15 protein-coding genes are annotated in these 20,047 nt (G+C 46.9%); 3 read left to right on the top strand and 12 right to left on the bottom strand.

Annotated features, from left to right (window positions below; translation table 11 throughout):
• The 7 genes from K7I13_RS10945 to K7I13_RS10915 form a co-directional block, all read right to left on the bottom strand.
• Positions 1 to 1,626: a 4-alpha-glucanotransferase gene (locus tag K7I13_RS10945; RefSeq protein ID WP_255945569.1), complete on the bottom strand. Its 1,626-nt coding sequence runs from the start codon at positions 1,624 to 1,626 to the stop codon at positions 1 to 3.
• Complete coding sequence (locus K7I13_RS10940) at positions 1,623 to 2,027, bottom strand: 4-alpha-glucanotransferase (RefSeq protein WP_255945567.1); 405 nt, start codon at positions 2,025 to 2,027, stop codon at positions 1,623 to 1,625. The genes K7I13_RS10945 and K7I13_RS10940 overlap by 4 nt, the downstream gene beginning before the upstream one ends.
• 500 nt (positions 2,028 to 2,527) lie before the next feature.
• Complete coding sequence (locus K7I13_RS10935) at positions 2,528 to 2,887, bottom strand: VOC family protein (RefSeq protein ID WP_255945565.1); 360 nt, start codon at positions 2,885 to 2,887, stop codon at positions 2,528 to 2,530.
• A 128-nt stretch (positions 2,888 to 3,015) separates the two neighbouring features.
• Entirely contained in the window at positions 3,016 to 5,310 is a 2,295-nt protein-coding gene (locus tag K7I13_RS10930) for a TIGR03545 family protein (RefSeq protein ID WP_255945563.1), read from the bottom strand.
• A 30-nt stretch (positions 5,311 to 5,340) separates the two neighbouring features.
• A complete protein-coding gene (locus K7I13_RS10925) occupies positions 5,341 to 5,829 on the bottom strand; it encodes a TIGR03546 family protein (protein ID WP_255945561.1) in 489 nt (162 codons plus the stop codon).
• A 190-nt stretch (positions 5,830 to 6,019) separates the two neighbouring features.
• The gene (locus K7I13_RS10920; protein WP_255945559.1) at positions 6,020 to 8,266 is read right to left on the bottom strand and encodes a patatin-like phospholipase family protein; all 2,247 of its coding nucleotides are present in this window, start codon (positions 8,264 to 8,266) and stop codon (positions 6,020 to 6,022) included.
• A 224-nt stretch (positions 8,267 to 8,490) separates the two neighbouring features.
• Positions 8,491 to 9,396, bottom strand: coding sequence for a UPF0158 family protein (locus tag K7I13_RS10915; RefSeq protein WP_255945557.1), 906 nt, complete (start codon positions 9,394 to 9,396; stop codon positions 8,491 to 8,493).
• 80 nt (positions 9,397 to 9,476) lie between these two features.
• Between K7I13_RS10915 and eno the strand changes: the two genes are divergently transcribed.
• Positions 9,477 to 10,775: a phosphopyruvate hydratase gene (eno, locus tag K7I13_RS10910; protein WP_255945555.1), complete on the top strand. Its 1,299-nt coding sequence runs from the start codon at positions 9,477 to 9,479 to the stop codon at positions 10,773 to 10,775.
• A 95-nt stretch (positions 10,776 to 10,870) separates the two neighbouring features.
• On the opposite strand, the gene K7I13_RS10905 is transcribed toward eno, so the two are convergent.
• Positions 10,871 to 11,494, bottom strand: a complete 624-nt coding sequence (locus tag K7I13_RS10905; protein WP_255945553.1) for an ATP-dependent Clp protease proteolytic subunit — start codon at positions 11,492 to 11,494, stop codon at positions 10,871 to 10,873.
• Between the two features lie 217 nt (positions 11,495 to 11,711).
• On the opposite strand from K7I13_RS10905, the gene K7I13_RS10900 reads away from it, so the two are divergent.
• Both K7I13_RS10900 and K7I13_RS10895 read left to right on the top strand, forming a co-directional pair.
• A complete protein-coding gene (locus K7I13_RS10900; RefSeq protein WP_255945551.1) occupies positions 11,712 to 12,137 on the top strand; it encodes a lysophospholipid acyltransferase family protein in 426 nt (141 codons plus the stop codon).
• Positions 12,134 to 12,550 carry a 1-acyl-sn-glycerol-3-phosphate acyltransferase gene (locus tag K7I13_RS10895; RefSeq protein ID WP_255945549.1) on the top strand — a complete coding sequence of 139 codons (417 nt, stop codon included), beginning with the start codon at positions 12,134 to 12,136 and terminating at the stop codon, positions 12,548 to 12,550. The genes K7I13_RS10900 and K7I13_RS10895 overlap by 4 nt, the downstream gene beginning before the upstream one ends.
• On the opposite strand, the gene K7I13_RS10890 is transcribed toward K7I13_RS10895, so the two are convergent.
• From K7I13_RS10890 to K7I13_RS10875, 4 genes are all read right to left on the bottom strand, one after another.
• On the bottom strand, positions 12,547 to 13,275 hold the full coding sequence (locus K7I13_RS10890) for an HAD family hydrolase (RefSeq protein ID WP_255945547.1): 729 nt from the start codon (positions 13,273 to 13,275) through the stop codon (positions 12,547 to 12,549). The two genes, K7I13_RS10895 and K7I13_RS10890, sit on opposite strands and share 4 nt — an antisense overlap.
• A gap of 141 nt (positions 13,276 to 13,416) precedes the next feature.
• On the bottom strand, positions 13,417 to 15,117 hold the full coding sequence (locus K7I13_RS10885; RefSeq protein ID WP_255945545.1) for a GH3 auxin-responsive promoter family protein: 1,701 nt from the start codon (positions 15,115 to 15,117) through the stop codon (positions 13,417 to 13,419).
• 226 nt (positions 15,118 to 15,343) lie between these two features.
• The gene (locus tag K7I13_RS10880; RefSeq protein ID WP_255945543.1) at positions 15,344 to 16,627 is read right to left on the bottom strand and encodes a hypothetical protein; all 1,284 of its coding nucleotides are present in this window, start codon (positions 16,625 to 16,627) and stop codon (positions 15,344 to 15,346) included.
• 2 nt (positions 16,628 to 16,629) lie between these two features.
• Positions 16,630 to 19,974, bottom strand: coding sequence for an amylo-alpha-1,6-glucosidase (locus K7I13_RS10875; RefSeq protein WP_255945541.1), 3,345 nt, complete (start codon positions 19,972 to 19,974; stop codon positions 16,630 to 16,632).
• Positions 19,975 to 20,047 lie beyond the last annotated feature (73 nt).

Here is a 20,047-nt window from a genome sequence, read left to right as displayed (position 1 = left end):
TTAATTACCCCTCTCATTTATTTTTCGCGCATGGCGTTCTTTCAAAACTGTTTGTATGGCGGAAATCAATTTGCGATTTTCCGCAAGGTTTTCAATATCCGCAGGAATCCTGTATGTCCAGTTAAAAAGGCTTACACTGCCCGGCACATTGATTCTCTCATCGTCAATTTCTTCCGAATAGTAATCAGGAACAAGCGAAAGCAGGTCCTGCAGAGGATAAATCAGGAGCAGGGATGAGGTCCGGGCCATTGTTTTGAGTACATACCCGGCTGCATCCGGAGTGTATTTTGCCCGGAACTTGTCGGATGATCCCTCAGGATAACCGTCATTCTCCGGCGGCCATGCGGCCAGGAATACATCAGGCCCTTCTTCCTGTTCCCACCAGCCCCTCACTGTGGACGAGTCATGAACAGATGAGGTCGCAACCGATTCCGGCGGATATTCCGCAAGGTTTTTGAAAGGCTGCCCCGGCTGATTCCACCAGCGTTCCCAGCGTATTACCTTTAAACCGAAAATTCCGTATTTTTGCAGAATTTCCGGAACACTTTCGGGAATGGTCCCGAGATCTTCGCCGCAGGCAAGCATATCAACGCTCCTGGTCAGTTCGCCAAGAAGTTCATCTGCCTGATCCTTCCAGAGTTTTTCATTAATGCACCGTTTCCGCCCGAATAAATCCTCGAGGCTGTGCTGTTCTTCATCCGAAAGAGTCTGCCACGCAGTTGTTTCATAATAGGTCCATATGGGTTCATACAGGGGTTTGCCATTATCATCACGGCCTGTTATCTGCAAAAGCCGGTTTCTCCAGGCTTTCATGAGTACTTCTTTTGCCGCTTCGGGAATATCGGCGTTTTTGATATCTCTGTCGTGCTGTATTTCCGGTTTGAATAGCCAGAGTTCCTCATTGCCGATACGGTCCATAAGTTTGCGCAGGATTCCATGAGTCCCGAGGTAGTCATAATTATTTACTTCTTCAATGCTGTAAGTGGGGACATGGGGTTCCGTTATCCAGCGCAGGCGGTCGCCGGCAAAACCCCGTTCAGCCAGCTCCCCCGCCGTTATCGGTTCATGAGGCGTCAGCCAGCCGAGGACGCCGGTAGTCTCGCCATACGGAATTGACCATATTCTGAAAAACCCGAGAATATGATCAATCCGGTAGGCATTATAATACCGGGCGCTGTGTTTCAGCCGCTGCTTCCACCAGCCGAAATTGTCATTCCGCAGATTGTCCCAGTTATATATCGGAAAACCCCAGTTTTGACCGAGCGGAGTCGGTCCGTCAGGAGGGCTTCCGGCGCGGAGGTCGTCACGGAAAAATTCCGGATTTGCCCAGGCATCGCAGGAATCTTCATTCATCATGATGGGAATATCACCCTTCAGGGCAATACCCTGCTCCGTGCAATAGCGGGCAGCTTTTGAAAACTGTTCATCAAGCCGCATCTGTATCCATGCAAAGAAAAGATGATCAGCCCTGAGTTCCTTGTTTTCCCAGCGTTTCCGTATTTCAGAATGACTCGGAGTCCGCATTGAATCCCATGTTTTCCAGGAAGCGTCAAAATTATGCCTCTTTAGGTTCATGAAAACCGCGTAATCTTCTATCCAGGGATTATCCTTGATCCATTTGGTCAATGAAGCGTCCGCGAGAATTTCCTTTTCATTTTAGTGAAGATTATACGGAGCAGGCGCAGTTTTTCTTCTCTTACTTCCGGATAATTGAAGTGCTTGTTTTCATTATAGTTTCCGCGCAGAACGCTTATTTCCTTGCCGAAAGCCTTTGCCTCGGGCAATTCCTGGAGCCGGATATACAGGGGATGCAGGGCAAAAGCTGAAAGAGCATTGTATGGGGAACTGTCGGTCCCTGTATCATTAACCGGAAGAAGCTGAATCAGATCAATATTCGCTTTTTTGCAAAAATCCGCAAAAGGAATTAAATCAGAAAATTCACCAACCCCGCAGCTTTCATCAGTCTTTAACGCGCCGACTGGGATGGCCGTTCCCGTCATTGGATGTTTAAATGTTGGAAATTGCATAAATCCTCCGCCGCAGAACCTGACTTGACTCCGTCCTTTTATCGTTGCGGACGGATTTCAGTCTCTCTTTTATCTGTATAAGTATAAATCACAAATTTCAAAAAGGAAAGCAAGAAAAAAAATACTGCATGCCTGACACAGATTTTTATGCAAACCGTTTTGCCGTCAGTCCCTTACGGATGAAACTATCTTTGCATTAGTATACCGACCGGTAGGTATACTGTCAATCAAAATTTGCTTTTTTTTGCAAATTCCGTTTCGCTAACGGCTAAATGCCGCTTTTTCTATTTAGGACAGGTTCAGTTTACCGGTTTTCGGTATCGCCGGCGTAACTCATTCCGGAATTCAGCGGCGAAAGGAAAAACGGAAATTGCATAACGGCGGCAATACCGTACCGTGTAAAGCCTCTTCGGGGATATGGATAAAATATTCCGGTTATAGGATTCAGTGGAAAACAATGTCAGAAGGAGGAAGGAGAGGTTATGTCCAGTCTGACGGATTCAGACAGCTATACACCATCTGATACCGTATTTATCAACAAGATCGAACATCAGCTCGTTATAAAAAGAAGTTCCTATCGGAAATAAAATCTTTGCATTTTCGGATAAAACATCATAGGCTTTTCTGACAGATTCTTCATTCCCGAGGTTTAAGCCAAATTGCATAGTATCTCCTGCATTCAGCTGCTGTCCGTTTTCGCTTACCGCAAGAATTACCTGATTATCCTTGACTATTTCAGTATGCATATAGGTATCATCATCGTTTGGATGATTATATCCAAGTTCAGCTTCAAATGCGGCTGTATAAAATCTGACAGCTTCCTTGCTTCCTTTTACATAGGCTGTAACTGATAATTTCATGTTTCCTCCATAATTTTCATAGCGCCATTTTTTACGGCACATTGTATACTGCATCAGCGGAAGTCCGTGTCTTTGGAGGATGAAGAACTCCGGTTATCCTGGGGCGGGATATACAACAATATTATCAGTTAAAACAGTTTCTTCAGGGCATCCGCAGCTTTCTTTCCGGCCTGTTCCGCCGCTTCAGCAGCGGCTTCTTTTGCGGCGTCCGTATACACAGCCGTTTTTTCTTCAACCATTTGTTTTATCCTGTCGTTGATCTGGTCCTGCTCGGATTTCAGTTTGGAATCAAGCTGCTGCAGACTCGCGAGAGATTCCTTTGCTCCGGAAACAAGCTGATTAAACTGGTCGATTTCCGAAGAATAGGCGGCTTTCTGTTCTTCAATATACGCATTTATTTCTTTTGTGATTTCCTGGCGGACCTTATCAATCTGCCTGTTGAGTTCAGCCTGAATGGACTGCGCTATTACATTATCCAGCCCGCTGCTTATTTTCAGTTTGAAGGAACCCGAAGTGTTTATGGTAACATCAAGGTCCATATCTATGTTTTTAATAGCGCCAAGGACATTCTGGTATATCTCGGATAAAAACGCAGGATCAAAGGGTTCGACCTGAACCTTTGCGCTCATTATATCCACGCCGGAATGGATGGAAATAGTTCCTCCCGAAGCATAAACAGCCTTTCCGTCCGCCTGAAGGATACCGGCAACAGAAGGGACCCCGACCTGTCCTGAAGAAGAAAGATTGACAGGGTAACCGGAAAAGTCAAAAGAAGCATCGACCGGCTCCGCTGCGTTTGTCCTGAGGTCAACCTGTCCGGAAAGATCCAGCACTTTTCCGCCGCCGGCCACATTGACCAGAGCCGATATCGGCTTATTAACAAGATCAGCGTCACTGGTTACGTTCTGCAGCAAGCCGCCTCCGCTGATTCCGGATTTCGCATTAATAATGGAAAGCTCTATGTTTTTCAGATGAACATTCGGGAATACAAGCCTGCCGTATGTAAAGGTCCGGCCGGGAAGCCGCTCCAGAGCATTTGCCCTCTTTTTCAGGGATTGTTTTTTTTCTTTTGTTTCCTTCGCGGTTTCATCTTTTTGCATGCTGTTTTTTACTTCACTCAGAATAGCAAGGCCCTGCTCCAGATAAGGATAGTAATTCCCCAGCGTACTCATTACAAAGGTTGAAGCAATATCGGAAATCAGGTTTTTACCGGTTTCCAGATTTATTGATTTAACGGAATTGACTACATTGGTTAATCTCGCGGTGTCCGCTTTTAAAGCAGCCTCGGCTTCTTTTGAAAGAGAGGTGACCAGTTTCGCGTCCGAGTCTATATCCTTAGTCAGCTGCTGCGCCAGATTAATTGAGTCTTTAATAGTGGTTGAGGCGGACTGGATGGTTTTCAGCGCTTCCTGTGCCTCTTCAACAGTAGAGATTGAATCAAGCTTTAATGAAGAAACGGCCTGTCCCTGGGCAATGGCCTCATTTACCTGCGCCTGAATATCCTTCTGGCGGTCCTGCCATTTTTCCGTCAGTTCGGGAACGGTATCGGTTATTTTGATAATAACATCAGGCGACAGCATGGCGTCTTTTTCTTTTTCAATATATGCCATGGGATCAAACTGTTCCTTTATCGCATCAAGGCCCGCGCTTACCGATACTGCCGATTTTACATTATCAAGTTCATTCTGTATGGCAAGCATAATCGGGTTTGGTTCGGGATTTTCCTTTTTCTGTTTTTCTTCATTTTTCTTCTGTTCTCTCGGAGGAAGAGCCCCGGACTTTGTGCGATCGGTATTCCAGGTCACACCGGTTAATTCAAGATTTTCGGAAACGAGCTGCCCTCTCGTAAGCGCAAGCAGATTAAAATACAGTTCAAACCGTCCGACTTCAAAAAGATTTTTCATTGGCTGGTTTTTATCCGCGACTGCAACGCCCTCCATTGTAAACTTTGTATTCAGAATATCGAAATCCAGGTTCTTTATTTCACAGCGGGCGTTAAATATACTTTCCATCGCGCCGGTTATGACACTGCGCGCAATAACATTTCTGAAAACCGTCAGAACAAGACATACAGCAAGGACACAGATAAGGGCCGCAGCAATAGCCATAATATTTATCCGCCCTTTCTGGCGTTTAATGTCCTTGGCTATTTTCGAGAGTTTCCTTACCTCGTCTTTTGAAGTGATCATGGTTTTATCAACATGATAAAACTGCTTGTTTTTCTTTTCATCGGTTTCAAGTACAAAAATTTTCTCTATGAATTCCTTGTCCGCCGGGACATACAGCTTTTTCAGGATCTTTTTATGAAACTGTTTTTCCGAATATTTCTTTTTAAAGATACCGGGGACTTTCACCTTAACCGGCTTTTTTTCTTTTTTTTGAGGTTTTTGCAGTTTCTTTTTTTCTTCTTTATCTGTACTCATTTTAACCTCTCTTTATATCGCCGGCATTTACTATTTGCTTGATAATGGGAAGCTGGAAAAAAACTTGACAAATTTACTCTGGGAGATTTTCGGCTGAAGCACCTTCCTGTATTGCACAATTAATGCTTTAACGCCGAAGTACAGAGGTATATACAGGACAACTCCTGTCACAAAAGCCCCTGCGACTATGGTATTATTAAACCCGGTAAAGGCAACAAAGGGCGTCTGGTATAAAACGGTATAAGCCGGCTGCATCGGGCCAAATGACAGGACCGCGTATCCGATACTGTCCAGCAGAGAATCTGCGAGGGGAACAATAAAACTGAGGAGTATCAGCGATATAAAAAAAGCTCCCTTATTAACCCTGATAAATAAAACCAGACAAAAGAGGAATATCCACAGAAGATTCCCTTTCGGAACGAGCGCCAGAAGAAAACCCAGCGCGACAGCGTGGGCTATGTCGCCGGGATGTGCATTGGCATTCAAAGATCTGAAAAATAATTTGATATATTTAAACATATATTTCTCCTGTCAGCAGACAAGGGATTGGTCTTGCCGGAAAAAAACCGGCAAAAAAAGCATTTTCCGGTTTTGCAGATTTTATACGCAGAAGATATATCCGGAAAAAACGCATCATAATAGTATTATATTATATCAACAGCCGGGATTCCGCAAGATTTTCCATTTGGAAAAACCATGTCCCGGATAATCAATAGCTGATAGCTCCCAAATCAAAGGCGACAAAAGGCATAATGTCCTTTTCAATGCTCACATGGACGCCGGCGCGAAGGGCCAGGCCAAAAGCGCTGCTGACCCTGATTCCGCCTCCAACCGAAACATTCCAGTGAAATGTCTCTTTAACATCAATATCCGTGATGCTCTGTATTACGGCGCCGACGGCCCCCTGAATCAAAATGAATACCGGCAGTGTAAATCCTTTGTCGCTCCAGTTAGGCTTGAATTTCACTTCGACCCCGAGGCCGGCAACGTGACTGCCTATCTGCTCGGTTATTTTAAGCGGTCCGGGAAATAAACGGCGGTCAGACAAATCGGGTTTATAAAAAACCGGAGCGGCGAGAACATTACCGAATCTTTCGCTGAAATCGGTGCCTCCTTTCCACATCAGGGAAAGTGAAAAGGGCGTACCTATCGGCAGAACAGCTACGCCCTTTGTGTTCAGCGTATTAAAAAAATGGCCAACCGTCTTTGTTTCCAGTGAAATCAGATAATCCGCGGACATTGAAATTCCTTTTGTCGGGAAAATAGCCGCGTCGGTCCTGTCAATCGAGAAGCCTGCCGTAAAAATATTCAGATTGTTTTTATAGCTGCCTTCCTCGGGCAAACCCGGCATTTCCTGGGCTATTATATAGCGGAAATTCCATCCTGCCCGGAACTCTATTACCGGAACGGGGTTAAAGGCAAGATCAACGCCGGTATTCAGCGAAATTGTCTGGTATTGATACCCGACAGACCGGCCGGTCAGACGTGTGATGAATTCCTGGCTGTAGGTGAAAAAAGGACTGATATAAAATTTCCGCCCAATAGGCTGAATAAAACGCAGATTGATGCCCGGCGAATCAAGAACTTCGACATCGGCAATCAGCTGGGAGTCCGTATTCGTCAGGCCGTACAATACGACCCCGGGAATAAAATCCACATTTCCCGTTATTGATGATGCAAAAGTGGTTTCATACAGAAAGCTGACTCTGATCGCGTGTTTTTCATGGATTTTTCTTTCCAGCCGGACAATAAGCGGGTATCCTTCCTCCTCCGAATTGCGATAAACCCGTACGGATCTGTACCGGCCTGTTTTGTCCAGCTGCGTGAAAATTGCTTGAATTATTACTGTGTCAGGGACCTGTCCGGCAAGCGGAGCAAAAATAGAATATATTGTCTTGCGGTCACTTTCACTTGCGCCGTATATTTTTATTGTTTTCAGCGGCGGCAGCCTGGCGGGAAAAACATATATTTCGTTTTTCGGATTTTCCGAATATGCCAGAAGAGACTGATACAGGGCCTCCAGTTCCCCAAGCTGTTCCCGGGCGGTCTTTTCACCTACTTCGGCAAGTCCCGTTACTTTCTGGAAATCAGTTTGGCTAAAATCCTGCACATCAACGGAAAAAAGAATGTCGGCGTCTTTCAGCTGAGGAGTAACATTTCCTCTGATGAATATATTGAGCATATTGCCCAATGTTGAAACAGGGGACCGCTCAAGATCTTTCGCACTGAGCGGTTTTTTACTCAGCAAATCGACAGCGATAATGATATCCGCGCCCATTTCTCTTGCCACGTCAATAGGGAGGTTATCGACGACCCCGCCGTCAATGAGATAGCGGTTATCAATAAACCAGGGAGTAAAAACACCCGGAATACTCATACTTGAACGCATTGCGTCGGCAATAAATCCATCGGAAAAAACAACCCGTTCGCCTGTTTCAAGATCAGTCGCGACCGCCCTGAAACGGCGGGGCAGTGAGTCAAAATCGGCGGGAGCGGGAATCCGCAGTGTGAGTGCATCAAAAAAGCGCAGCAGATTGTAACCGGGAAGGATACCGCTGTTCAGGGAAATCCCGTCCCGGTTAAAATTAATCCCGAAGGCATAGCGCTTCTTGTCCTGGATTTCAAGAAAGGAAGTATTCCCGGCAACGGAACTTTCAAAGAAAAGATTTGTCCAGTCAGCGCCCAGGGCGATTTGCCTGATCTGGTCCGATGTAAACCCGGCCGCATACAGCCCGCCGACAATGGACCCCATACTGGTACCGACAACAATATCTATAGGAATACCGGCTTCTTCGAGAACCTTTAAAACCCCAATATGAGCAAGCCCCCACGCGCCGCCGCCCGCCAAGACCACCGCTATTTTCGGACGTTCTTTTTCCTGCGCGGATAAAGAAAAAAGAAGGGTCGCAAAAAAGATCCCGAAAAGTATCTTTTTAAAAATTGCATTATATTCCATAATATGTAGTATATGTATTTTAGGAAAGAAATTCAATTTTATTGATTTTCAGGAATTTAATCGAGGCGAGGGGTTAATCAGCCTGCGGTTGGTTCTGTAAGGTATGTAATAGCCTCTTCCGCGGCCTGCGAATACCCCTCTGCTTTGGTATTAAACCCGAATCCAATTCCACGGGAGAGAAAAATACTCCGCTGCTCTGCGGCGGAGTATTTTATTCCGGAACTTCAGTCCTGGGGCGACAGATTCAAAACAAGCAGAGATCCTTTTTCACTGAAGCCGGTGCGGCGCAGCACAGAATGGAAGAACACAGGCATTACCGGATTTGAAAAAATAATCCACTGATATTGCATACCGCCCCAGTAATGAACCGTTCTGTTGAGAAGCTCTGTGCCGATTCCGAGTCCCCTGAATTCGGGAAGTACGCCAAGCCAGGTAATATGCACGGAAGACGAACTTTCTTTAGGGATCGGCGCCGATGTGGAAGCCGCGATAATTTCACCTTCCGAGGTTTCCGCAACAAGGATTTTCTCGGAACCTTCATCTTTCATGGTAAGCCTCTCGGCAATTTCCAGCACTGCATCGGTTAAGCTCCGCGGAAAATCATTATTGATCTGCGCATTTATAACAGAAAACATCCGTGAAAGAGCAGCCGCGTCATCAGGCCGGAACGGCCGGAACAAAAAATCCTGCACCAGTATTTCCTCCGTCTCCTCAGGTTCGGGGCCGAGTTTTTCAACTCCCCAGAAGTCACATAATGTATTATACCATTCAAGGACAATATTTTTCATTTCAGCGTCTTTGAACTGGAACCACAGCTGTTCTATTTCCGGATGTTCTCTCAGAATATTCTTGAAATTCCGGAAAACACCCCGGCCTGAAGCAAGAACTGAGCGCAGCTTGTCCTGTATTACGGGATTATGCGCACGGGCAACAAACCGTTCCATTATTCTGAAACCCTGCGCGGAATCCCATTCCGGAATCGCGTAATAGCGGTCGTCCTTCATTGAAACAGCAACTTCGGAAGCCAGAATACATATCAAATCTACAGAATCAAAAAGGAAAACGCCGGACTGGTCTTCCATCGCAAAGACAATTTCATCGGTGATTTCAGGAGTCAGATCGAATTGCATATGTTTGATTTTATCACAGTTTATTTGTATATTCAAAGACAAAAGCAAAACCGGACTATTTTTTATTATGGAGGTTAAAAATGAGTACAATTGCGTATATTGACGGACGGGAAATCCTTGATTCAAGGGGCAATCCGACGGTAGAAGTAGATGTATATTTGAACGATGGCAGCCGGGGACGGGCCGCGGTTCCTTCCGGGGCGTCGACCGGGGAACATGAGGCGCTGGAACTCAGAGACGGCGACAAAAAACGGTATCTGGGCAAGGGTGTACTTACTGCTGTTGATAACGTAAATAATGTAATTTCGGATGAACTCGACGGAGAAGACGCGCTGGACCAGGCCGCAATTGATAACGCCCTTCTGGCCCTTGACGGTACCCCGAATAAATCTAAACTGGGTGCAAATGCCATTCTCGGCGTATCCATGGCAACAGCCCGCGCGGCGGCGGACTCTCTGGGTATTCCCCTGTACCGTTATCTCGGCGGGGCCCACACACTTCTTTTGCCGGTCCCCATGGCGAACATAATAAACGGCGGACGCCATTCAGACAATAAGGTGGATTTCCAGGAATTCATGGTAATGCCGGTCGGCGCGGGCTCCATGCATGAAGCGATCCGGATGACAGCGGAAATATTTCACTGTCTGAAGGACATTCTCAAAACAGCAGGGCATACAACCGCGGTCGGCGATGAGGGCGGATTTGCCCCTAACATCGGTAATGAAGAAGCCCTTGAATTTATCATGAAGGCAATTGAAAAGGCAAACTACAAACCAGGCGACGATGTTATGATCGCGCTGGACTGCGCTGCTTCGGAATTGTATGACGCCGGCGACAGAAAAGGATATAAATTCTGGAAATCAAACCCCGACAAACTGTTCGGGGCGGAAGAAATGGTCAATATGTATAAAAGCTGGATCGCAAAGTATCCGATTATTTCCATAGAAGACCCTCTGGACCAGAACGACTGGGAAGGCTATGTTCACATGACCAATGAACTCGGCTCAAAAATACAAATTGTCGGGGACGATTTCTTTGTGACGGACACCAAACGCCTTGAACGGGGGATTAAAGAGGGAGCCTGTAATTCAATTCTGATTAAACTGAATCAGATCGGAACGGTCACCGAAACCATAGACGCCGTCAGAATGGCCCAGAAAGCGGGTTATTCGGCTGTTATCTCCCACCGTTCGGGAGAAACTGAAGACACCTTTATTGCGGACCTTGCAGTAGCCCTTGAAACCGGGCAGATAAAAACAGGATCAATGAGCCGGAGCGACCGGGTCGCAAAGTATAACCAGCTGATCCGCATTGAAGAAGAACTGGCGGGTACCGCGCGGTACGGCGGAAAGGAAATCTTCTCTAAGTTCAGGAAGTAATATTCAACAGGGATTCCGGATATCCGGAAAAAATAAAAAGCACCCCGCAAACCGGGGTGCTTTTTTTCTGCAAAAAAATATTATACGTACAGAATCTACGGGAGATCGCCGCGGGTCGTTATCATACCCGAAATAAGACCATAATCCTTTGCCTCCGCGGCATTCATCCAGAAATCGCGGTCCGTGTCTTTTGAAACCTTTTCAAGCCCCTGCCCCGTCTCTTTTGAAATAAGTTCGTTTATCTTTGTCCGCATTTTTTCCAGTTCAAGAGCATGTATTTCAATTTCAGTAGCAACACCCTTTATTCCTGAAAGGGGCTGGTGAATAAGAAAATGGCTGTTGGGAAGCCCGAACCTCCGTTCCCGTTCAGCAGCAAGCAGAATAATTGAACCTGCGCTGGCAACAAGACCCATACCGATAGTATACACCGGCGCATTTATAAACCGGATCATATCAAAAATTGCATAACCGGCGTCAGCGTCTCCGCCGGGGCTGTCTATAAAAATCTTAATCGGGTCACTGGAATCAGCTTCCATCACCAGAAGCTGGCGCACGATCCTTTCAGCAAGGACCTTGTTGATTTCTCCGGACAGAAGTATCTGCCTGGTATCAAGAAATTTCCGGGAAACAATATCCTCAGGCTCTCTGTTCCTGCCGTTTTCTTCATTTTCGTCGTCGTCTTCATTCCAGAATATCACATCTGTATATAATGAATGCATTCACATCTCCTTTGATACTGTCTGGCTGTAATCCTATAAATAAAAATATTTCAGTGAACATAATGTACTAAAAAACTGAAAATAAGTACAGGGCACCCCTGAGCAATGTCTTGATTCCCTCGCCTCAAGCTGGTATTGTGAATATTCAGAGCGAAATACCGGCGATACGACCCGAATCCCCGTGGTTTTTATTTTTGATAATATAAGGAAGCACATCTTGAATTCTCAGGTTTCAGATAAGAGCGAAATACCCGGAGACGAAGACCCCTATGTCCCCGATATCGGGATCGAGTATCCCAGTGATCCCGATGAACGCATGCTGTCAGCAAAAGACAATATACCCGTAGAGGTTGATGAAAACTATCCCTTTCTGGATAAATCTTTGTGGTTCAGAATAAAAAGCGCGGTAATTTATCTGGGTATTTTTACCATTGTTTTTATTCTCAGCCCTCTGAGGTACGGGCTGAAAATAAAAGGTAAGGAAAATTTGCGGAAAAACCGCAAACTGTTTAAAAATGGGGCGATAACCGTATCAAACCATGTCCTGAGGTGGGATTTTTTATGTGTCCTGCAGGCCGTAAAATACCGCAGGCTCTATTTCCCGGCCTGGCCGGGAAATCTCGGCGGCCCGGACGGGGGGTGATACGGCTGGTCGGAGGCATCCCTATTCCTTCAGGTTTTCATGCAATGAATAAATTCAATGAAGCTTTTGATGAACTGCACAGAAAGAGAAAGTGGTTTCATGTTTTTCCGGAAGGCTGTAACTGGCCCTATTTCCAGCCGATACGGCCGTTTAAAAGAGGGGCTTTTACATTTTCACAGCGCTATAATATGCCTATAATACCCATGGCTTTTACCTATCGGAAACCGACCGGTCTGTTCGCTTTATATAAGGGAAAATATCCCCTGATAACACTCAATATCGGAGAGCCTATTTTTCCGGATATAACCCTGCCCCGAAAAGAATCAATCATGCGGCTGAGGGAGCAAACCCACAAAAAAATTGTTGAACTTGCCGGTATTAAAAACAATCCCTTTCCCAGTGAAGGCGATTAAAAATGCAGTCCTTCGTGGACAAGTGAAAGCGTCTCGGCGTACTGCATAAGTTCATCATACAACTGGTCCCAGGTATACAGCGGTATACCATCGGAAATATCCGATTTCTTTGTCTTATGCGTTTTTATGCGGATAAATCTCATGCCGCAGGCAAGGGCTCCTGACCCGTCTGTGTCCTCACGGTCGCCGATAACCAGGGTATCCTCACAGGGACTGCCAAGGGCCTGGGCAATGCTTATAAAGGGCCGGATCGCCGGTTTAAGGGCGCCGAATGTTTCCGGTCCGTATAATTTGCCGCAGCGGTCGGGAGGAAGGCCCAGCGCGGCGAGGCGTTCCGCGGTATCGGAGTAGTCCGAATATACCGCGAATTCAATGCCGGCCTGACGGAGCGCGTCAAACAGGCTTAAAACTCCCGGACGGGCAGTATAGTGTTTTTCCAGAGTCCGGTACATGCGGGGCATATATTCATTAAAATACCAGTTCCGCGCGCTTTCTTCCGTTTTATGTGTATAAATGGCAAGCTGCTTAAAAAAAGAATCATAATAGGCTTCCGGCGAATAAAAATCGCACCCCTTCAGTTCTCTTCGGACCGTCCGTTCGGCTTTAATAACAAAGGCCTCGGAAGGCTTTGCCATTACCAGATGAAACGGCATTCTTTTAAAATCATACAAGGTTCCGTCCAGATCGAAAATGATCGCTTTGACGCCTATGAACACTTTTCCCATTTTTTACCCCGTTCAAAAACTATTTATCATCGAGCCGGTTCCAGGCCGGGAAGGCCTGAAAAGGCTCTGTACACCCGGAAAGATATGCAGGACGGCGTGTGCCGGCAGACCTCTCCGGAAGGTTATGTTACACAAAAAATCTCATTTTACCAGTTCTTTGAACATCTTCTGCCGTTTTTCATCCTGCATCAGCAAATTCAGTTTGAACTGACCGTCCCGGTATCCCAGATCTATACATTTCGCCTTGAATGTTTCAAAGGATTCCGGCTTCAGCAGGTAGGTTTTCGGATCAAGCACACGGTGGGAACTGCGTTTTGATTCATATTCAACGTTTTGTTCCATCATATGTTTATCGACCAGCCTGGTGAATTCCTCAGCCTCAGCGTGGGTCGTATTCTGGTCGGCGAATTCATAATAGAAATGGTATATGGAATTGCCGACATCGGCAAACCCGACAAAGAATTTGACCGGTTTTTTTGTTTCCTTTTCCGCGGCATGGACAGCTTCAATAAACTGCCGTTCATGCAGTTTTTCTCCGGTCATGGATACAATTCCGTTCACTTTCTGAATAAAACTGATTGTGGGGAATTTATTATAAAAACCGGTCACTTCAACCAGGTCATTCATGTTGTACCGGTAAAATCCGGAAGAAGTAGTAACGACAACGCTGTAGCGTTGTCCCTTTTCAACTTCATTCAGCTGGAGTATTTTCGGGTTTTCCTTGCCGATTTCTTCTTCAGGAATGAATTCGAAATAAACCTTGTGTCCGAACATAACGGTGTCTTTTGTATTGCTCTTGAGTACAACACCGGCGCGGCATTCGGAAGAAAAGTAGCTGAATTCATGGAATACGGAAGTCTCGGGGAAAGAATCCTTGATTTTCTGGAAATATACGTTCGTATTACCGCACATCCAGATATTGACGACCTGCATGTTCGGCCAGTAATGTTTCGGCAGTACGGTGCCGTATTTTGCCTTCAGATCGCGGAGTTCCTGTGCGCGGGCTGGATTCGGCGTAATTTTTTCCTGCAGGGCGGCCCTGATATTATCCGGAATATCGAATTTCTGGCTGATCGTGCCTTTTTCTATATCTTCTACATAATCATCATAAAATTCATTCGCATTTGACTGCATTTCAATAAGGGTGCTCGGGTTTGCCGTAATAATAAGATGGACATCCCTGGCAATACCCATACGCATAATAGCGTAATAGCGGGCCTTGTAATCGGAAATATGGAATACATCGGCCGGCGCGGTATGTATAGGCTTCATGAAATTCGGGATGTCCCGCTGGGACACGCCGGAAATCGATCCGAAAACGGTTCCATCAGGCGCGGTCCCTTCAATGGCCTTTCCGACAATTGAAATCGCAGGGCCGTCAAAAGCTTTCGGCTTGTTTTTCAGAAGTGTATAAAACCAAAGGCGGTTCATCGCATTGTATACTTCATCATAATACTGCTGTGTAATGGGGACCCATTTCGGTTCGCTTGTGGTACCGCTGGTTGTGGCGTACATTTTCGGCTTGCCGGGAAACAGAACATCAGCTTCGCCGTGTTTATGCCGTTCCACATAAGGCCTCAGATTTTCATAATCATTTATAGGCACATTTTTCTGGTACAGATCAAACAATTCTTCGGCTGTTTTAGCTTTCAGAATTCCAGCAAAATTGTGTTCTTTTCCGTATACCGTGTCCTTGTTTGTTTCCAGGGTACTGCGGAGTCTTTTTTCCTGCGCGGCGACAGCGTTTTTTGACGCCTTATTTAATTCGCGCATTCCTTTTTTACCAACGATAGACAGACCTGCCTTGATTTTCCAGGCGCCCGGGGTCTTTGGCTCTTTCATTTTCGCTCCTTGACTTTTAGATAAAAAAAACTACTTGACAGCAAATATAATAGCATAATTTTTAAAAAAAACAAAAATTAACGTAAAACTTTGCTTTCGCCAGTTTTTGGTAGAGAGCAATAGTATATGACACTATTGCTCTTTTTGTATATTACCATATCTGTTTCTATAATAAAAAAAACAATTACCCTTTTGGTTATGTTTTACAGAGTAAAAAGTTTCCGCCTCAGAAGGCGGCATACAGATTAAATGTTTTTATGCCAATCTGGACAGCGGAACCGCCGGGTATTTTTTCAGGCTGTCCCTCTTCAAAAAAACCGGCGCTGTCTGTCACGAGGTGCCAGGAAGAATCTTTTTGTTCCGGAAGTATAAATGAAAAAGCTTCTTCTCCGGGATTTACAACAATACAGACGGCTTTCCATGCATCTTCAACTCCGGTATTTGCAATAATCCAGGCAAGGGAAGCGGGACTGCATGAGGCAGCGGGACTGATCTCCGTTTCGGATGTTTTTTCCGCATCAGGCTCAATAAAGGTCAGTGAATTCAAAACAGCTTCCGCGGTTTGCAGGCGGAACAGAGGGTGTGTTCTGCGGACCCGGATAAGACTCCTGGCATAATCAACTATGTGCTGCTTTTCCGCACAGCGTTCCCAATCCAGACCGTTAACAATATCAGCCAGATTATATGAATTATGGGAAAACGCGTGCTTTTTGTCCGCGGTCCAGAAAATACCGGGAAGATCGGGATTTTCTTCAATTAGTAACGCAGGGACTTCTTTTGTCCGCATAAACTCCATTCCGGCATGAAGAACAGGCATTCCCTGGGCCGCAAGTATCAGGCCGAGCGCCATTTTCTGGAGCTGCTCATAATGGGCTTCAGACCGGTCAAATTCAACCAGACGAAGCTTATCATTCAGCGTTGCATTGTCGTGAATTTCAGTATAACTGACTGAGGCCGAGGTATGCTCGCTCCAGGGTTCCGGATTTGATGTGCCATCGATTTTTTTCGTGTCTATCTGGGGATGATACACGGCGCCGACAAGTCCGAATTTTACGCTTTCCCGGTGACAGCTGCTATGTATAAATCCGGGATTGTATTCGTTGAAATCGGAACCCTTGATACCGCTGCGGAGCGCATCATTGAAAAATCCGAATCCGGGAAGCTGCCGGGAATGGTTCATATTTGCCGGGACCATTTTATCCGCCCGGTACATATTCCACCCTTCTCCGTACAATAATACGTCCGGCTTGATTTTTTTCGCGGCTTCGCGGACAGCGTTCATGGTTTCGACATCATGGAGCCCCATCAAATCAAAGCGAAAGCCGCACAGTTTATATTCCGAGAGCCAGTGACGCAGCGAATCGACCATATAATTCCGGAACATTTCCCGTTCACTTGCGGTATCGTCTCCTGCCCCGGAAAAACTGTCCACCCGGAAATAATAACCCGGAACACAAATGCCCAGAGGATGATTGCGGGCATCCGGAACATGGTTGTATACGACATCCATTATTACTCCGATCCCCTGTTCCGAATATTTTTTATAAGGTTTTTCAGTTCACGGATTCTGGTTTCGCCGGTGTACGGATCGGACGAATAGGACCCCTCAGGCGCGGAATAATTTCCCGGATCATATCCCCAATTGAAAAGACCGCCGGTTATTTTCTTCGCGTAGGAAGGATCCTTTATACGGCTCTCATCCACGCTGGAAAAATCAAATACAGGTAAAATCTGGATATGGGAGATACCCATGCCGCATATATGATCAAATCCCGCGGGAAGGCCGCGGCAGGTAACGCCGGGCGTAACCGCCCCCGCATAGGTACGTTTCACGGCCGGGTCGCCCTTCCAGGAATCGGAAGACGTGATATCGGCAACATGGACCTCATAAACCACCGCGTCATTCGGGCTGTCAAGGACCGGTATTTTTACCGCATCCCAATCGGAAGGATTTGTACGGGCAAAATCGGCGACCATGGAACGGTGCCCGTTTATGCCGCAGGCCCGGGCATAGGGGTCAGGTGAATTGCGGATGATTCCATGGACCCTGACGCGGAACTGGTAATAGGTCCCGTATAAATCGCCGGGAACGGAAACCTCCCACATACCCGTTTCACTGGTTTCCGGTAAAACTTTCCGCATATGCAGTTGTAAGGAAAGGCCTGAATCGGTTCCGTCAGGGTACAGAATCAGGCCGACATCACGGGCAGTAGGGGCCCAGAGCCGGAAAACCGTTCTTTCCGGCGTATAGTGCACTCCCAGTTTCTTTTCCGTTACATATTTTTTCCTGAACAGCCATGAATCAAAAAACCATTCAAGGGCCGCGGCATTTTCGCCTCCGTAAGGACTGTCCAAACGCCCGCTGAGAATCAGCCGCTCAAGATAATTGACCTGATGAATGGCGCCGCACCAGTCCGGGCGGAGATCGTGATGGGGAAAACCCCGGATCACCCACGCATGATTTTTCAGGAGAGAGGAGCTCTGTTCTTCAATAGTAATAAAAGCCCCGCTGACGGTATGCGTTCCTTTTTCGTCTATTACAAGTGAAAGAAATTTACCCGGCTGTATGGCAATGCCATTTACATACAATTCGGGCAAAGGAACGCCCGTGCCGCCGCCGGGTTCCCATAAAAGGGTACACAGATGTCCATGCTCGGCGGTTTTGGTTTTTGTCCGGCTGATTCTGACATTCATAAGCCAGCCGGGACCAAAAGGAAGTTTAGCTTCCCAGCTTTCAGTCCCGGCGGGGAGCCTGGGCCGGAAGATAATACTGTTATCAAAAAGGCAGGGGTTAAACCCTATAATATCCTGGTATATGTTTCTGGCAAATTCCGAAACGCTCCACGCCTGCGAAAAAGTCCCCGATAAAACAGGATTTCTCTCCGCATCGGGCTGGGCGTGAATATTTTCACTCAGGGAGCCCACGCAGCCTGTCCCGCAAATCATGAGAGCTTCATTTTTTATCAGCGCGGCCGCGGTATCCTGCAGTTTGGCTGTTTCCCGGCCCGCCAGCGCAGAAGCGGTAACATAAGGACCAGTATTCCATACCCAGATAGTACCATTATGGTAGGCCGCATCCTTATGATAGTGTTCGGGGTCTTCATGGTTAGGATGAAAAAACGGATCATCCGGGCAGAGGCTGAAAAGCCCGAAGGGAGACAGCAGCTCCCGGTCCACATTTTCGAGTATTTGATAGGCGATATCAGGAGGAAGCAGGGAGTCGTCTTCCGAAGGATCAGGGCCGAGTACGGAAGGCGCCGTAATTGCAAAAAGCTGGTTCGGGCGGACCCTGAAGTCCCCGGTTTTTTCACCCGATTCACCCGGAGGCAGGCGGTCGGCAAGCGCGCTCCGGCCGGGATTCCAGAAAAATTCCAGAAAAGATTTTTTCAGCTTTTTTGAAAGCTCATCATATTGTGAAGCTGTTTTGGCATCGCTCTCACGGAGCGCGAGCCGGACACCGATGCGGAGCGCCGTAAACCAGAGCGCCTGAATATCGCAGGCCCGGTTTCCCCTGGGCGACCAGGGAGCGTCCCCGCGTATTCTCGCGTCCATCCATGTATCGGCGTCTCCATGCAGCAGAAAACCGTGATTATCGGTACGGCGCCTCATATCGGCGTCAAGCGCGGCAAAAACCGTATATTTCAATTCATCAAGTATGGAGCTGTCCCCTGAATACTGGACATATTCCCAGATAGCGCGGATAAACCACAGGGTCCCGTCAGCGGTATTGAAAATTACATCATCCGCATTGCGGTAACGGTTCGGGATTCTTCCGTAATTCGGATCATCGGGATCGCGGGACTGGTAACGGGCAAATCCCAAAAGAACGTCCCTGGCTTCGGAAAAACAGCCGCTTACAAGTAATATACCGGGAAGGGCGATAAAAGTGTCTCTGCCCCAGTTTTCACGGAACCAGGGCAGCCCTGCCCAGATGCCCCTCGGGGTTTCCTCTTTATCCTTTGTTGCAAGCATCCAGCCCGAAAACTGGGCCCATTTAAGCGCGTTATCAAATTCAGTATCGCCTGATCTGCTGCAGCATGCCTGCAGAAATTTTTCTATTGTTTCTTTATGTTTCAGAATGGCCCTGGTCTGCACAAGCCTGAGAGATTTTTCCACAGCCTGCTCGGCATCGTCTTCAAAAACCACGTACCATTCATGCAGCGAATAGGGCCCGCTGCTTTCAGAGCCACCCGCTTCAGGAAAAAGGACGACGCCATTCATATAGGATGGTTTCAGTTCAAACGGAAAATGGGCCGCTATCGCACACCCTTCCTGATTATGCCATACTGTTATCTCTCCTATTGTGGAACGCTCCCATGTATATGCATGAAGGCCCTCGTCCGTTACCGCTGATTCCTGAAGAACAGGCTTTTTCTGCAAGGGTAAGTCTTCAAAGTCTGATGAATCTTCATCTTCTTCATTATTTTCATCAGGACTATCTTCGGACCCCAGAAGAATTCCGGCCCCGACGTTTTTAATAAGCCGGTCCTTTTTCTCCCCGGACGACTTCAGGCCGATATAGAAGGCCTGTTCATCAACAAGAAGGGAAACATCACAGGTAATTCCGGCATGGAGAAATTCAAAATAAGCTGAAAAGCCGTGGGGATAAATATCGGTATACTCCGCTTCGGTACGGTATAAATCGGTTATTACCGGCTGCTTTTCCGCGCCTGCGGAAACACTTTCTTCGCGGAACGTATGTTCGGCGGAAATAAAAAAATCGGAAAGCAATCTCCGGTTCCCCCGGAAATATCCGGATCCGTCGCCGGCGACATCGGAATTCAATACCATATACCCGTTTCTGCGGTCAGTCCATGAAAAAAGGCGGCCGGACCCCTGCTCAAGTCGTATCTTCATATTTTGATAATACTGCCAGAATCCGAAATTAACAAGCTGAGTCCGTATACCACTAGACAAAAAAATAGCAGAC

The sequence above is a fragment of the Brucepastera parasyntrophica genome (genome assembly GCF_022376835.1).
Lineage (GTDB): Bacteria > Spirochaetota > Spirochaetia > Treponematales > Treponemataceae > Brucepastera > Brucepastera parasyntrophica.
This window is presented reverse-complemented; position numbering and strand designations above follow the sequence as displayed.

What these genes read in the sequence shown, in the direction of transcription:
- K7I13_RS10925 (WP_255945561.1), bottom strand. Translation starts at nt 5,829, where the DNA reads ATGTTTAAATATATCAAATTATTTTTCAGATCTTTGAATGCCAATGCA.
- K7I13_RS10935 (WP_255945565.1), bottom strand. Translation starts at nt 2,887, where the DNA reads ATGAAATTATCAGTTACAGCCTATGTAAAAGGAAGCAAGGAAGCTGTC.
- K7I13_RS10920 (WP_255945559.1), bottom strand. Translation starts at nt 8,266, where the DNA reads ATGGAATATAATGCAATTTTTAAAAAGATACTTTTCGGGATCTTTTTT.
- K7I13_RS10885 (WP_255945545.1), bottom strand. Translation starts at nt 15,117, where the DNA reads ATGAAAGAGCCAAAGACCCCGGGCGCCTGGAAAATCAAGGCAGGTCTG.
- K7I13_RS10930 (WP_255945563.1), bottom strand. Translation starts at nt 5,310, where the DNA reads ATGAGTACAGATAAAGAAGAAAAAAAGAAACTGCAAAAACCTCAAAAA.
- K7I13_RS10940 (WP_255945567.1), bottom strand. Translation starts at nt 2,027, where the DNA reads ATGCAATTTCCAACATTTAAACATCCAATGACGGGAACGGCCATCCCA.
- K7I13_RS10880 (WP_255945543.1), bottom strand. Translation starts at nt 16,627, where the DNA reads ATGGATGTCGTATACAACCATGTTCCGGATGCCCGCAATCATCCTCTG.
- K7I13_RS10875 (WP_255945541.1), bottom strand. Translation starts at nt 19,974, where the DNA reads ATGAAGATACGACTTGAGCAGGGGTCCGGCCGCCTTTTTTCATGGACT.
- K7I13_RS10890 (WP_255945547.1), bottom strand. Translation starts at nt 13,275, where the DNA reads ATGGGAAAAGTGTTCATAGGCGTCAAAGCGATCATTTTCGATCTGGAC.
- eno (WP_255945555.1), top strand. Translation starts at nt 9,477, where the DNA reads ATGAGTACAATTGCGTATATTGACGGACGGGAAATCCTTGATTCAAGG.
- K7I13_RS10905 (WP_255945553.1), bottom strand. Translation starts at nt 11,494, where the DNA reads ATGCATTCATTATATACAGATGTGATATTCTGGAATGAAGACGACGAC.
- K7I13_RS10915 (WP_255945557.1), bottom strand. Translation starts at nt 9,396, where the DNA reads ATGCAATTCGATCTGACTCCTGAAATCACCGATGAAATTGTCTTTGCG.